Source organism: Catenuloplanes sp. NPDC051500, from assembly GCF_044454585.1.
Classification (GTDB): domain Bacteria; phylum Actinomycetota; class Actinomycetes; order Mycobacteriales; family Micromonosporaceae; genus Catenuloplanes.
In genome coordinates this window covers 77,245-90,656 of record NZ_JBITDX010000015.1, presented here as the reverse complement: position 1 = coordinate 90,656, position 13,412 = coordinate 77,245, and the positions used below count along the sequence as shown (strand labels likewise).

General features: G+C 71.5%; 11 protein-coding genes. 10 read left to right on the top strand and 1 reads right to left on the bottom strand.

Annotated features, from left to right (window positions below; all coding sequences use genetic code 11):
- Window positions 1–3: 3 nt before the first annotated feature.
- The 4 genes from ACIA8K_RS27240 to ACIA8K_RS27225 are packed head-to-tail and all read left to right on the top strand — an operon-like array spanning window position 4 to window position 3,405.
- Window positions 4–918, top strand: coding sequence for an ABC transporter ATP-binding protein (locus tag ACIA8K_RS27240; RefSeq protein WP_396064098.1), 915 nt, complete (start codon window positions 4–6; stop codon window positions 916–918).
- The gene (locus ACIA8K_RS27235; RefSeq protein WP_396064096.1) at window positions 918–1,775 is read left to right on the top strand and encodes an ABC transporter permease; all 858 of its coding nucleotides are present in this window, start codon (window positions 918–920) and stop codon (window positions 1,773–1,775) included. Before ACIA8K_RS27240 ends, ACIA8K_RS27235 begins: the two co-directional genes overlap by 1 nt.
- 11 nt (window positions 1,776–1,786) lie before the next feature.
- A complete protein-coding gene (locus tag ACIA8K_RS27230; protein ID WP_396064314.1) occupies window positions 1,787–2,683 on the top strand; it encodes an ABC transporter ATP-binding protein in 897 nt (298 codons plus the stop codon).
- Window positions 2,684–2,685: 2 nt separating this feature from the next.
- Window positions 2,686–3,405, top strand: coding sequence for an ABC transporter permease subunit (locus ACIA8K_RS27225; protein ID WP_396064094.1), 720 nt, complete (start codon window positions 2,686–2,688; stop codon window positions 3,403–3,405).
- 77 nt (window positions 3,406–3,482) lie between these two features.
- Here the strand turns inward: ACIA8K_RS27225 and ACIA8K_RS27220 are convergent, their stop codons facing one another.
- On the bottom strand, window positions 3,483–4,664 hold the full coding sequence (locus ACIA8K_RS27220; protein WP_396064092.1) for a glycosyl hydrolase: 1,182 nt from the start codon (window positions 4,662–4,664) through the stop codon (window positions 3,483–3,485).
- Window positions 4,665–4,807: 143 nt separating this feature from the next.
- Between ACIA8K_RS27220 and cysC the strand changes: the two genes are divergently transcribed.
- From cysC to ACIA8K_RS27190, 6 genes are all read left to right on the top strand, one after another.
- A complete protein-coding gene (gene cysC / locus ACIA8K_RS27215; protein ID WP_396064090.1) occupies window positions 4,808–6,331 on the top strand; it encodes an adenylyl-sulfate kinase in 1,524 nt (507 codons plus the stop codon).
- Window positions 6,332–6,521: 190 nt separating this feature from the next.
- Entirely contained in the window at window positions 6,522–8,342 is a 1,821-nt protein-coding gene (locus tag ACIA8K_RS27210; RefSeq protein WP_396064089.1) for a Wzz/FepE/Etk N-terminal domain-containing protein, read from the top strand.
- The gene (locus ACIA8K_RS27205; RefSeq protein WP_396064086.1) at window positions 8,339–9,682 is read left to right on the top strand and encodes an O-antigen ligase family protein; all 1,344 of its coding nucleotides are present in this window, start codon (window positions 8,339–8,341) and stop codon (window positions 9,680–9,682) included. Before ACIA8K_RS27210 ends, ACIA8K_RS27205 begins: the two co-directional genes overlap by 4 nt.
- The gene (locus tag ACIA8K_RS27200) at window positions 9,679–10,905 is read left to right on the top strand and encodes a hypothetical protein (protein ID WP_396064084.1); all 1,227 of its coding nucleotides are present in this window, start codon (window positions 9,679–9,681) and stop codon (window positions 10,903–10,905) included. Before ACIA8K_RS27205 ends, ACIA8K_RS27200 begins: the two co-directional genes overlap by 4 nt.
- The gene (locus tag ACIA8K_RS27195; RefSeq protein ID WP_396064082.1) at window positions 10,902–11,777 is read left to right on the top strand and encodes a sulfotransferase; all 876 of its coding nucleotides are present in this window, start codon (window positions 10,902–10,904) and stop codon (window positions 11,775–11,777) included. The genes ACIA8K_RS27200 and ACIA8K_RS27195 overlap by 4 nt, the downstream gene beginning before the upstream one ends.
- Window positions 11,744–13,402 carry a lipopolysaccharide biosynthesis protein gene (locus tag ACIA8K_RS27190; RefSeq protein WP_396064080.1) on the top strand — a complete coding sequence of 553 codons (1,659 nt, stop codon included), beginning with the start codon at window positions 11,744–11,746 and terminating at the stop codon, window positions 13,400–13,402. Before ACIA8K_RS27195 ends, ACIA8K_RS27190 begins: the two co-directional genes overlap by 34 nt.
- Window positions 13,403–13,412: the final 10 nt, after the last annotated feature.

Here is a 13,412-nt window from a genome sequence, read left to right as displayed (position 1 = left end):
CCCGTGACATTGATCGCGACCCAATCCCTGACGAAGGTCTACGGCGGACGCGTCACCGCGCTGTCGGACCTGACGCTGAGCGTGGGGCCGGGCGTTGTGGGCCTGGTCGGCGCGAACGGGGCCGGCAAGTCCACCCTCATCAAGCTGCTGCTGGGGTTGATGCCGCCGACAAGCGGCTCCCTGCGCGTGCTGGGGATGGACCCGACGACCCAGGCTGCCGACGTGCGTAAGCGCGTCGGATACATGCCGGAGAACGACTGCCTGCCGCCGGAGCTGTCCGCGGCCGAGTTCGTGACCCACCTCGGCCGGATAAGCGGACTTCCGCGCACCGCCGCCCGGGAGCGCGCCTCCGAGGCGCTGCGCCACGTCGGGCTGTACGAGGAGCGCTACCGGCAGATCGGCGGCTACTCGACAGGCATGAAGCAGCGGGTGAAGCTGGCGCAGGCGCTTGTCCACGACCCCGACCTGCTGCTGCTCGACGAGCCGACGAACGGCCTCGACCCGGCCGGCCGCGACGCGATGCTCAACCTGATCGCGCGGATCGGCTCCGAGTTCGGCATCTCCGTGGTGGTCTGCTCGCACCTGCTCGGCGAGGTCGAGCGGATCTGCGACTCGCTTATCGCCATCGACGGCGGCAAGCTGCTGCGGTCCGCCGAGCTCTCCACGATGACGACCGCCACCGACCTGCTCGCGGTGGAGGTCAGCGAGGGCACGGACGAGCTGGGCGAGCGGCTCGCCGCGGCCGGACTGCCGCCGACCCGCGAGGGACGGCTGCTGCTGGTGCCGCTGGGTTCCGCACCTGATGCCGCATACGACACGATTCTTGCCGCGGTCGCCGACCTGGACCTGCCGCTGCACCGCCTGGAACAGCGCCGGCACCGGGTGGCCGAGCTCTTCGCCGCGAGGGAGGACGCCTGATGTCCGTCATCCACGACATCGGCTATCGCCGGTACCAGGGGCCACGGCTCGGCCGGGGGTCGGTCTTCGCCTCGCTCTACGTGCACGGCATGCGGGCCGCGTTCGGGCTGGGCCGGACGTTCAAGGCTAAGATCTTCCCGTGGTCGGTGGCAGGCATCATGCTCGTCGTCGGCGTGGTCGCGGCCGCGGTCAAGTCGCAGACCAACCTGGAGCTGCTCACCTACGAGACGTACCCGGACCAGATGAGCATGCTGCTCATCCTCTTCTGTGCCGTGGTCGCGCCCGAACTGGTCTCCCGTGACCTGCGCAGCGGCGTGCTCCCGCTCTACTTCTCCCGGCCGCTGAGCCGCGCGGACTACCCGCTGGCCAAGCTCGCCGCGATGATCACCTCGGCGTTCGCCGTGATGGCCGTACCCATGCTGATCATGTTCTTGACCGCAGCGTTCAGCGGCGACGGGATCGGCGCGGTCTGGGACGAGGCCAAGGAGTTCGCGCCCGGCCTGGCGTACGCGCTGCTGTTCGCGCTCGTCTACAGCTCGATCGCGCTGCTTGTCTCCTCGTTCGTCGCCCGGCGCGCGGTCGCGGCCGGCGCCACTGTCGCGGTGTTCCTGGTGACCGCACCGGTGGTCGGCGTGCTCGCGTTCGCCACCACCACGACGGGTCAGCAGCTCGCCCAGCTGGCCAGCCCGGCAACGCTTGTCGGCGGCGTCGGCCTGTGGATCTTCGGCAGGCCGGAGGGCATGCCCGAGGAGCTCGGCATCGGCGGGTTCGGCCCGCTCTACGGCGCGGTGACGCTCGGCCTCATCGTTCTCTGCGTCTCGCTCCTGCTCGTCCGATACCGGAAGGTGGCCTCGTGACCACGGTGACCATGGACGGCGTGTCCCGCTGGTTCGGGAACGTGGTGGCCGTCAACGACGTGACCATGACGCTTGAGCCGGGCGTTACAGGCCTGCTCGGGCCGAACGGCGCAGGCAAGACCACGCTGCTGCACATGATGGCCGGCTTCCTGTCGCCGTCCCGCGGCACCGTCACGGTCGGCGACCAGCCCGCCTGGCGCAACCCGGCCGTCTACCGCCACCTGGGCCTGGTCAGCGAGCGGGAGGCGGTGCACAGCTTCCTCAGCGCCGACGAGTTCGTCCTGGCCAGTGCGCGCCTGCACAAACTCCCCGACCCCGCGGCAGCGGCGGCGGCAGCGCTCGACCTGGTCGAGATGACACAGTTCAAGGACCGGCGCATCGCCACCTACTCCAAGGGCATGCGGCAGCGCACCCGGGTGGCCGCCGCGCTGGTCCACAACCCCCAGGTACTGCTGCTCGACGAGCCGTTCAACGGCATGGACCCGCGGCAGCGCATGCACATGATGGAGCTTCTCCACCGCCTCGGCGGCGAGGGCCGCACCATCCTGTTCAGCTCGCACATCCTTGAGGAGGTCGAGCAGCTCTCCGGCACCGTGCAGGTCATGGTCTCCGGCCGGCTCGCCGCCTCAGGTGACTACCGCGAGATCCGCCGCCTGATGTCGAACCGCCCGCACGTCTTCGCGGTCTCCTCCACAGACGACCGCCGCCTCGCCGTCGCCCTGATGGCACAGCCGTCGGTCGCCGGCGTCGAACTGGCCACCGGCGGCCTGACCGTCCGCGCCAGCGACTACGGCGGCTTCACCCGGTCCCTACCCAAGATCGCACTCAAGGAGGGCATCCGGGTCAGCCGGCTCACCCCCTCGGACGAGTCCCTGGAGAGCGTCTTCTCCTACCTGGTGGAGGCCTGACCATGCCCATCAACACCACCATCGCCTGGATGACCGCACGCGGCCTCTTCGGCCGCCGCCGTTTCCTCCTGCTGCTGCCCCTGCCGCTGATGCTGATCGCCCTGGCCGTCTTCGCCCGTGTCACAGGCATCAACACCGGCGACTGGGCCCAGCCGGTCGTCAACGGCCTCGGCTTCGCCGTGCTGCTGCCGGTCATCGCGCTCATCGTCGGCACCGGCGTCCTCGGCTCCGAGATCGACGACGGCACCATCGTCCACATCCTCACCAAGCCGCTGTCCCGCGCCGAGATCGTCTGGGCCAAGTTCCTTGTCGCCTCCGGCGTCACCGCCCTGACCGCGGCCATCCCGCTCTACGTCGTCGGCGTCCTGATCGAAAGCGTCCGCTTCGGCCTCGGCCTGGCCGCCGCCGCAGCGATCGGCGCCGTCGTCTACTCCGCCATCTTCCTCCTGCTCAGCCTGCTCAGCCGCCGCCCCGTCCTGGTCGGCCTGCTCTACGTGCTGATCTGGGAAGGCCTGCTCGGCAACCTGGTCAGCGGCACCCGCGTCCTCTCCGTCGAGCAGTACACCCTGAGCTACGCGGATCGCATCGCGCCGTCCGAGTTCCTCGACGCGAACGTCTCCCTGCCCGTCGCGATCTCCATGAGCATCATCATCACCGTGCTCTGCCTGATCTACGCGGTCTTCCGCCTCCGGTCGTTCACCGCAGCTTCCGAGACGAGCTGAGGAATTCACCTCTGACGTGCCGGTGCTCGCGCTTTCGCGGGCACCGGCCGGGTGTGAAGCTCGGCGGCAGAACCGCACTACCGCACCTTCACCTGGAAGATCGGCATCTGCCCCAGCTCGCGGTACGCCGCCAGACCATCAGACGTCCGCTCCGGCCGTGAGTCCCGCCCGCGCTGATCGCTCGGCGTATCAAAATGGACAAGCGCCTTGATCCGCGGAAAGTCGGTTATCTGCCGCGCCACACTCCGGTAGAAATCCGCCTGATGACCCGGATTCTCCGCGCTGGCCCAGACCCCCCACTCCGCCACCATCAGCGGCTTCGACGGATGACGCTCCGCCGCCCAGTTGTAGAACCCGGGCCAGCTCGGCGACGCATCCGACGTCCGGTTCATCAGTTCCGCGAAGTCACCGTGCCCGTACTGCCCCTGCTCGCTGTACGCGTACGTATCCCAGGCGACCCAGTCCACCACGTCGTCGCCCGGATACAGATCCTCGAACCAGGGCTCGCTCACATACGGCACATACGCCATGTGCACCACCACTGTGACGAGGTTGTCCACGCCCCGCCCCCGCAGCCGGTCCACCACATGCCGGAACATCTCGCGGTAGTCCCGCGCGGTGTAGCCCGACCCCGCCCGTTCCCGCACCTCCTCCTCCGGCTCGTGGTGCACGGTGAAGAAGAACTGTGCGTCGTAGGAGGCGTTGATGTGCTCCGCGAGCCGATCCAGATAGTCGTCAGCCGCACCGGACGCGATCTCCGCCCAGCTCGCGTCCCACGGCTTCCAGTTCAGGAAGAGCACCCGCGGCCGCGCCGGATCACCGGCGATCGCCACTTCCTCCTCGGTCGGGAAAAGACCGTTCATGCCCCGGTGGTACGCGTGGTAGACCGTCTGCGTCCGCCCGGTCTTCTCCTCGTACTCGGCAAGTGCCGGCGCGCCCCGTTCCTCGGTGAACGCCCCGGGCGCCGCTCCCCAGAGGACGTTGCAGGTCGGCACGAGCTTCGCCCCGGCCCGGCAGTCCTTCCCCGCGGAGGACGAGGTCGACGGCGTGGGCGCGACACCCAGGCCGGCCGAGGCGGACGGCCCACCCGGCGGCGGCGCCACTGTCGGCTCGGCGCCCGCACGCGGCGGCGGGACCGTCCCGGGTGCGGACGGTGGAAGCCCGCCGCCGTCCCGTCGTCCCGCCCAGAGCAGGCCGAACCCCGCGACCAGGACGGCGATCACGATCAGTGCCAGGATGAGGCGGGACCGGCCGCGCATACCGAAGATCCTCCAGACGTGCCGCCGAACTACCTCCACCGCACAACGACCCGCGAAAGCTTTTGTCGCTCCGACCCCCTCCGACTTTCACGATCGGGCGTTCTGCTGAGAGACTGTCTGCCTTACTTGGTCTTGGGGGTGGGATGAACAGCGGTGGTTGGTTGCTGCCTGAGGATGTGCTGCGGGACGCGCCGGCTTATACGCCCCGGGCGTACGAGCTTGCCGACCTTGAGCTGCTGCTCTCCGGCGCCTATGCCCCGCTGACCGGCTTCCTCGGCCGCGAGGACCTGGCGAGCCTGACGCGCCGCGGACGGCTCGCGGACGATCGCTCGTGGCCGGCGGCGGTGACGCTGGAGATCCCGGCCTCGATCGCGGAGCAGCTCGATCTGGCGAGCCCGCTCGGCCGCGCGATCGTCCTCACCGATCTGGAGGGCGCACCGGTCGCGGCGATGGAGGTCTCCGACTCCTGGCCGACGAAGAACGGCATGTACGGCGTCGGCGGCGACGTGCGCCGGCTCGGTGACGGCACGCACGGCCCGTTCCAGCGGCTGCGGCGTACCCCCGAGGAGATCAAGGCTCTTCTGCCGGCAGGCAGGGTCCTCGGTGTGATCGCGGACAAGCCGCTGCACCGCCCGCAGCTCGCCCAGATCGCGCACGCGGCGAAGCAGTTGAGCGCGCACGTGCTGGTGATGATCCCGACCGCGGAGGCGAGCCCGGACGGGTTGCCGCCCGAGGCGCTGGTCCGGTCGATCTTCGCCGCGCGGGACCGTCTTCCCTCGGCGACGCTTGTCGCGGTGTCGCTGATCCGGCGTGGCCAGGAGATCGCGGACGCGTTGTTGCGGGCCCGGGTGGCCGCGGCGTACGGCGTTACCCACCTGCTCTCGACAGGCGATTCACTCTCCGGTGGCGGGCTGCGCGTGCTTGTGCCGCGCGAGCTGGCCTACGACAACCGGGACGGCCAGTGGCGCTGGCGGGACGACATTCCGCCCCCCAGCCGCAAGCTGGCGCTCTCCCAGCTGGAGATAAACGATCTGCTTGACCGCGGCTTCCCGCTTCCGGAGTGGCACACGCCGCCGGCCGTGGCGAAGGAGCTGGTGAGGGCGCGTCCGCCGCGCCGCCAGCGGGGTCTTGTGGTGTTCCTGACCGGGCTGTCCGGTTCGGGCAAGTCCACGGTGGCGCGCCAGGTGGCGGACACCGTGCGGGAGGCCGGCGAGCGGACGGTGACGCTTCTCGACGGCGACGTGGTGCGCCGGGAGCTGTCGGCCGGCCTGACGTTCAGCAAGGCGGACCGGGATCTGAACGTGCGCCGGATCGGCTGGGTCGCGGCCGAGGTGGCCCGGCACCGTGGTCTGGTGATCTGCTGCCCGATCGCGCCGTACGCGGAGGCGCGTGCCGACGCGCGGAGGAGGGCGACGCAGGCCGGTGCCGGGTTCGTCCTGGTGCACGTGTCGACGCCGCTCGAGGTCTGCGAGCAGCGCGACCGCAAGGGGCTGTACGCGAAGGCGCGGGCCGGCGAGCTGACCGGGATGACAGGCATCGACGACCCGTACGAGACGCCCACGGACGCTGAGCTGACAATCGACACCAGTGAGTTGTCGCTTGCCGAGTCGGTGAAGACGATCCTTGAGTTCCTGACCGAGCACGGCTGGTCCGAGCCGCGCCGCTGAGCGAGCCCTCGGGCCTGCTCCCGAGCACACGACTCGATCGGGTCGACAGCTTGATAGTTACGTAGCCGAGAGACGGGCGTTGAACCCCTGTGGGGGCGATTCGCCGCTCTCGGCCGCTTTGTGGTGTTTTCCCGGCGGCCCCGCCTACGACCGGTACGGTCGGCACCCCGTGGAAAGGGCCGCCTCACCCATGGACGCGTCTCCTCCGGTGTCCCATGACATGTCCCACTATTTCGGGATACTCCGGCGACACTGGTGGGTATTCGCGGTCCTGTCGCTACTCGGACTGGGTATCGCAGCCGGCGTCACCTCCCAGATGCCGAAAACCTACGACAGCTCGACGAGCGTGCTCGTCACCCCGGCCGGCCAGGACACCAACGTGTCCGGCGGGCGGACCAAGGGCGAGGTCAACCTCGACACCGAGGCGCAGCTGGTCCGCTCCACAGCGGTCGCGACCGGCGCGGCCGAACTCCTGCGCAGCCCGCTGCCCCCGGACGAGCTGGCGAAGAGCCTCCGCGTCGAGGTGCCCGCGAACACGTCCGTGCTTGTCATCACGTACTCCGCGACCGAGCCGGCCGCGGCGCAGGCCGGGTCGCACGCGTTCGCCGAGGCGTACCTGCGCAACCGGGAGCGGACCGCCACGGCAAGCACCGAGGCGGCGATCAAGGCGCTCGCCGACAAGGTGAAGCAGCTCAGCTCCACGCTCACGGACGTCAACAACCAGCTGGCCCGGGTGGACCGGGACAGCCCGCAGCGGCCGAACCTGGAGAGCCAGCGGCAGACCACGCAGAACCAGCTGAACTCGCTGAACGGCAAGCTCAACGAGCTGACCACCACCACCGTCAGCGTCGGCTCGATCATCAGCGACGCCCGGCTGCCGTCCAGGCCGAGCAGCCCGAACACCATGCTCAACCTGGCCACCGGCGGCATGATCGGACTGCTCGCCGGCCTGCTGATCGCGGTGCTGTGGGAGCGGCTGGACCGGCGGGTGCGATCCGCGTCCGACGTGACACAGGCAGGTGTGCCGGTGCTCGCCGTGCTCAACGGCCGCAGCGCGCCCCGGTTCGACGACGTGCTGCAGCCGTACGGCCCGGGCGGCCGCACGTTCAACAGGCTGCGCAACGAGGTGCTGGCCAGCCTGGACCGGGACGACCAGATCGTGGTGGTCACCGGCGCCAGTCGCGGCTCCGCCACCACGCTTGTCGCGGCGAACCTGGCCACCGCGCTCGCCCGTACCGGCAACGAGGTGGTGCTGATCGGCGCGCACCTGCCGGAGAGCATGGTGGAGATCGCGCCGATCGCCCGGATCTTCGGCATCGCGGCCAAGCCCGGCCTGTCCGAGGTGCTTGCCGGTCGCGCGCCGCTTGCCGACGCGGTCCAGCAGGCACCACGCGTGCCGTCGCTTCGCGTGGTGACCACCGGCGGGACCGCCGCCGCGGGCGGGCTGATGCAGTCGCAGGCGCTCTCCGACATGCTTGCCACGCTGCGCCGGCAGGCCGCGTTCGTGGTGATCGAGGCGCCGTCCACGTCAAGCAGCGCGGACGCGCAGAGCCTGGCCAGCCTCGCGGACGCGGCGATCCTCGCGGTCGAGATGCGCCGGGCCCGCCGCCCGGAGGTGGCAGACGCGGCGGAGCAGCTGCGCCGGGTCGGGACGCCGCTGCTCGGCGCCGTGGTGCTGCCGCGGATCGAGCCGAAGGCCGCGGAGGAGCTGCCGCCGCCGAGGCCCACGCTCGCGCCGCCGCAGCCGAAGCCGCAGCCGCAGCCGAAGAAGCCGACGCCGCGCACGTACGGGACGGGGACCGCGGCGAAGAACGCGGCCAAGGAGAAGTCCGAGCCCAAGATCCCGGCCTGGCTCGGTGAGTCGGACGCGGACACCCGGATCATCGACGTCGCCGCCGTGGCCGCGGCCGGGCGTGACGCCGCCGCCGGGCGTGACGCCGCCGCGGCAGCGACCGGACGGGACGAGCCGGCCGCCGGTAAGCGCCCGGACCGCGACGGATCGGGCCGGTGAGCTCGGCCCACCTCGCGGCACGGGCGGCGGCGTACACCCGGGAAGGTGGTGAGACCGCGCTCCCCGCGTGGCCGCTCGCCGGGTTGCTGCTGCTCTATCCGCTGTGGTGGGCGCTCGGCCTTGGCGTGCTGATCTTCCCGATCATGGCGGCGCCGATGGTCGTGCTGCTGATCCGCGGCGCCGCGCGCGGGCGCCCGGTGCAGATGCCGCCCGGCTTCGCGTGGTGGCTGGTCTTCCTCGCGGTCGTGGTGATCAGCGTGGGCGCGCTCGGCGCGGACCCGGCCGGTACGGTGCCGGAGCGGGCCGGCGCGCGCGTGGTGGGCGTCGCGTTCCGGCTGGCGCAGTACCTGTCGCTGACCGTGCTGCTTGTCTACGCCGGCAACCTCACCGAGCGTGAGCTGCCGCGCCGCCGGCTGATCAACCTGCTCGGCTGGCTGTTCGTGGTGACAGTGGCCGGCGGGCTGCTGGGCGTGTTCGCCGGGCATTTCGCGTTCACCTCGCCGGTCGAGATGATCCTGCCGCACGGCGTCCGGAGCCGGGGTTTCGTGCAGTCGATGGTGCATCCGTACGCGGCGCAGATCATGGACGTGGTGGGTGAGAGCCGCCCGCGCCCGGCCGCGCCGTGGGGCTACACCAACACCTGGGGCAACAACTTCTGCCTGCTGGCCGGCTTCTTCCTGGTCGCGGCGCGGCGGCACCGGGTGCTCGCCGCGCTGTGCCTGCTGGTCTCGCTGGTCCCGGTGGTCGAGTCGCTCAACCGCGGGCTGTGGATCGGGCTCGGCGTCTCGGTGCTCTACCTGGCGCTGCGGTCCGGCCGGATCCTGCCGCTGCTCGGCGTGGTCGGCGCGAGCGCGCTGCTGGTCCTTGTGATCCTGGTCAGCCCGCTCGGCGCCACTGTCAGCGCGCGGCTGGACAACGGCAAGTCGGACGGTGTGCGCTCGTTCCTTGTCGGGCTGGCGCTTGAGGGCGCGGTGCACTCCCCGATCATCGGGTACGGCTCCACCCGCACCACGATCGGCGGCCGGAACTCGATCGCGGTCGGCGAGAGCTCCGCCTGCGAGCGCTGCGGCAACTTCACTGTCGGCGGCAACGGCCAGCTCTGGCAGCTGCTCTACGCGCACGGGCTGACCGGCACGATCGCCTACTTCGGATTCTTCGGCTACGGCCTGTGGCGGTTCCGCCGCGACCGCACCCCGTCCGGGCTGGCCGCGAGCTGCGCGATCGTCGCGTCGTTCTCGGCCACGCTCTGGTACAACGCGCTGGTCACCCCTCTGGCGTTCATGTTCCTCGCCTACGCCCTGCTATGGCGAAACGAAACACTCGAGGGAGACCCCACGTGACGGTCAAAACCGCGCCGGTACGCCTCACGGCGGACGACGCCGCGCTGCGGGCGCAGTACCTGGACGAGGTGCTGGCGGTGCTCTACCCGCCACCCATGTTCACCACGGAGGGGCCCGGCCTGTTCGAGTTCGTGGTCGTCCCGGACCGCGCCCGTGCCCGGCTGCTGGTCCCGTCCAGCCCGCGCCGGATCGCGGCTGCCGCGGTCCGCCGCTATGCCGAGCCGCAGTCCCGGGGCGCGAAGCTCAAACGTGAGGCCGTGGTCGCCGCGTTGCAGACCGGCGCGTCCGGCCTGCTGCTGCGCGACCGGATCCGGATCGGCGGGCCGCGGGACGCTTCGATCGACGCATACCTGGAGCGTGCGCTCGGCGCCCGGATGGCGATGAGCGTCCACATCGGCCCGGCGCGGGCCAACCGCAAGCCGGTGCTTCAGCTGCTCGACGACGACGGCGCCACCCGCGGGTTCGTGAAGCTCGGCACCGGGCCGCTGACCCGCGACCTGGTGCAGGCGGAGACTGTCGCGCTGACCACGCTCGCCGACGCGCCGCTGCCGCACCTGAGCGTGCCGCGGGTGCTGCACGCCGGGCGGTGGGGCGCGCATCAGGTGCTTGTGCAGTCCGCACTGCCGGTGTGGCGGTCCCGGGCTTCGCTCTCACCGCGGCGGCTGGCCACCGCGATGCGGGACGTGGCCGGGTGCCTCGGATACACGTATGCGCCGCTGACCTCCAGCCCGTACTGGGCCACGCTGACCAGCCGGCTGGCCGAGATCGCGGACCGGCCGGAGGGCGCGCAGCTCGGCCGCGCGGCCCGGCTGCTCGCGGACCGGGCCGGCGGGATCAGCCTGCGGTACGGCGCCTGGCACGGCGACTGGGCGCCGTGGAACATGGCCTGCCTCGACGACACGATCCTGCTCTGGGACTGGGAGCGGTTCACCGCCGGTGTGCCGGCCGGGTTCGACGCGATCCACCACGAGCTGCAGCGCCGGGTGCAGTCCACGCCGGACGCGACCGCCGCGCTCGAGGAGACCATGCAGCGGGCCGGCGAGCTGCTGCACCCGTTCGAGGTGGCGCCGGGCGCGCGGGAGCTGACCGCGCTGCTCTACCTGGTCGACCTGGCCGCCCGCTATCTGATCGACCGGCAGGCCGAGGCCGGCGCGCGGCTCGGCGTCCTCGGCAGCTGGCTGCTGCCGGTACTCATCCGTCGTGTGGAGGGCAACCAGAAATGATCACATCGTCGCGGGTTCCGGGTGCGGTGAAGCACATCGTGCACCTCGGGTCCCGGTCCTACGGGCGGCTCACCTCGGGTTCGCGCATGCTGCCGTCGTTCCTGATCGCGGGCGGCCAGCGGTGCGGGACCACGTCTCTCTACCGGGCGCTCGCCGAGCACCCGGCCGTGCTGAAGGCCGTCCTGCACAAGGGCGTGCACTACTTCGACACGTCGTACGACCGCGGGCTGAACTGGTACCGCGGGCACTTCCCCCGGCAGAGCGCGGGCCGGCGGGTCACCGAGCGCTACGGCGCACCGGCTCAGACGTTCGAGTCGAGCCCCTACTACCTCTACCATCCGCAGGCCGCCTCCAGGATCGCTCAAGATCTTCCGGGGGTACGACTCATCGCGCTGGTCCGCGACCCGGTCGAGCGCGCCTATTCGCAGCACGCGCACGAGCTGGCCCGCGGCTTCGAGCAGGAGCCGTCGTTCGGCAGGGCGCTGGCGCTGGAGCCGTCCCGGCTGCACCGCGAGGAGCAGCGGCTGGCCGAGGACCCGGAGTACTACTCGTTCTCGCACCAGCACCACGCCTACCGGGCCCGCGGCGAGTACGCCCGCTACCTCGACCAGGTCGCCTGCCACATCCCGCGCGAACAGATCCTCGTGGTGGAGAGCGAGCGCTTCTTCGCCGACCCGGAGCAGGTCTACGACCGGGTGCTCGACTTCCTGGAGCTGCCGCACCTGGAACGGCCGCCGTTCGAGAAGCACAACGCCCGGCCGCGCGGCGCGCCGATGGAGGCCGAGGTCCGCGCGGACCTGACCGCCCACTTCGCACCGCACGACCGCGCGCTGGCGTCATGGCTCGGGCACACTCCGGTCTGGCGCGCCTGATGGGGGCGTCGGCGCGCGCCCTGCCCCGCACCGTCGACCACTCCATGTGCAGCAGCGTGCCGGGCATGTTCTGCGCACACGACACGCTGCGGCAGCCGGCGGCCCGGACCGGCGTCGGCGGGGCCGCCCGCGGCGGGCTGGCGAACCTGATCGGCGTGGGCTTCACCGGGCTGACCGGGCTGGCCGTGACCTGGCTTGTCGCGCGTGGGCTGGGCACCGACCACGCGGGCGCGTTCTTCGCCGCGACCGCGCTGTTCGCGCTCGCGGTCGGGCTGGCCCGGCTCGGCACCCAGACCGGGCTGGTCTACTGGCCGGCCCGGTTGCGCGCGCGGGGCCACACGAACCTGCTCGGCGAGTGCCTGCGGACCGGGCTGACGCCGGTCGGCGCGGTCGCGCTGGTGATGGCCGGCGTGCTGTGGACCTGCGCGCCCGTACTGGCCCGGCTCACCGCGCCGCACTCCACGCCGGACCTGGTGGTGGACCACGCGGGCCAGTTGCGCGTGCTCGCGGTCTTCCTGCCGCTGGCCGCGGTCGCGGACGCGGTGCTCACCGCGACCCGCGGCTACCGGATGCTGCGGCCGACGATCATGCTGGAGCGCATCATCCGGCCGGGTCTGCAGCTGGCCGGGATCGGCGGCCTGGCGCTGGCCACGGCCTGGGTGGCGCTGCCCCCGAGCTGGTACGCGCTCGCCTGGGCCGGCCCCTACCTGCCGGTGGCGCTGCTCGGCGGGTACGCGCTGCGCCGCGTCTACCTGACCGCCCGGGAACCGGCCGCGGAGCCGACCTCGCGGGCCCGCCGGTTGCTGCGCCGCCGTTTCTGGCGCTTCACCGGCCCGCGCGCGGTGGCGAGCGTGGCCCAGCTCGCGCTGCAACGCCTTGACGTGCTGCTTGTCGCCGCGTTTGGCGGGCTGGCCGCCGCCGCGCTCTACGCGGTAGCCGGGCGGTTCGTGGTGCTCGGCCAGTTCGCGAACCAGGGCATCGGGCAGGCCGTGCAGCCACGGCTGGCGGAGGCGCTGGCAACAGGCGACCGGGGCCGGGCGAACGCGCTCTACCAGGCCGCGACCGGCTGGCTGGTGCTCGCCACCTGGCCGCTGTACCTGCTTGTCATCATGTTCGCGCCGGTCTACCTGGGTGCGTTCGGCGACGACTACCGGACCGGGGGCGCGATCGTGGTGGTGCTGGGCAGCGCGATGCTCTTCTCCACCGGGTGCGGCATGGTCGACTCGGTGCTGACCATGGCCGGCCGTACCACCTGGAACCTGTGGAACGTGGTGCTCGCGCTTGTCGTCACGATCTCGCTCGACCTGCTGCTGATCCCGCCGCTTGGCGCGCTGGGCGCGGCGATCGGGCTGGCCGTGGCCGTGCTGATCAACAACCTGGTGCCGTTGTTGCAGGTGGGGCTCTCGCTCGGGCTGCATCCGTTCGGGCGCGGCACGATGGTGGCGGGCGGGCTGGCGGTCGTCTGCTTCGGGGGCGTGGCAGCGCTCTCGGTGGCCTCACTTGGCGCGACAGTGCCGGGCCTGACCGCGGCGGTCGTGATCGGTGGCGGCCTGTACGCGCTTGGCGTCCATCGGCTTCGCGAGCTGCTCGGCCTCTCCGACTTCGCCCGTCTCCGCCGTTCCTAACCCCCTTTGG

Coding starts and splice junctions, on each gene's coding strand:
- ACIA8K_RS27195 (WP_396064082.1), top strand. CDS start 10,902: ATGATCACATCGTCGCGGGTTCCGGGTGCGGTGAAGCACATCGTGCAC.
- ACIA8K_RS27190 (WP_396064080.1), top strand. CDS start 11,744: ATGGCTCGGGCACACTCCGGTCTGGCGCGCCTGATGGGGGCGTCGGCG.
- cysC (WP_396064090.1), top strand. CDS start 4,808: ATGAACAGCGGTGGTTGGTTGCTGCCTGAGGATGTGCTGCGGGACGCG.
- ACIA8K_RS27225 (WP_396064094.1), top strand. CDS start 2,686: ATGCCCATCAACACCACCATCGCCTGGATGACCGCACGCGGCCTCTTC.
- ACIA8K_RS27235 (WP_396064096.1), top strand. CDS start 918: ATGTCCGTCATCCACGACATCGGCTATCGCCGGTACCAGGGGCCACGG.
- ACIA8K_RS27210 (WP_396064089.1), top strand. CDS start 6,522: ATGGACGCGTCTCCTCCGGTGTCCCATGACATGTCCCACTATTTCGGG.
- ACIA8K_RS27230 (WP_396064314.1), top strand. CDS start 1,787: ATGGACGGCGTGTCCCGCTGGTTCGGGAACGTGGTGGCCGTCAACGAC.
- ACIA8K_RS27220 (WP_396064092.1), bottom strand. CDS start 4,664: ATGCGCGGCCGGTCCCGCCTCATCCTGGCACTGATCGTGATCGCCGTC.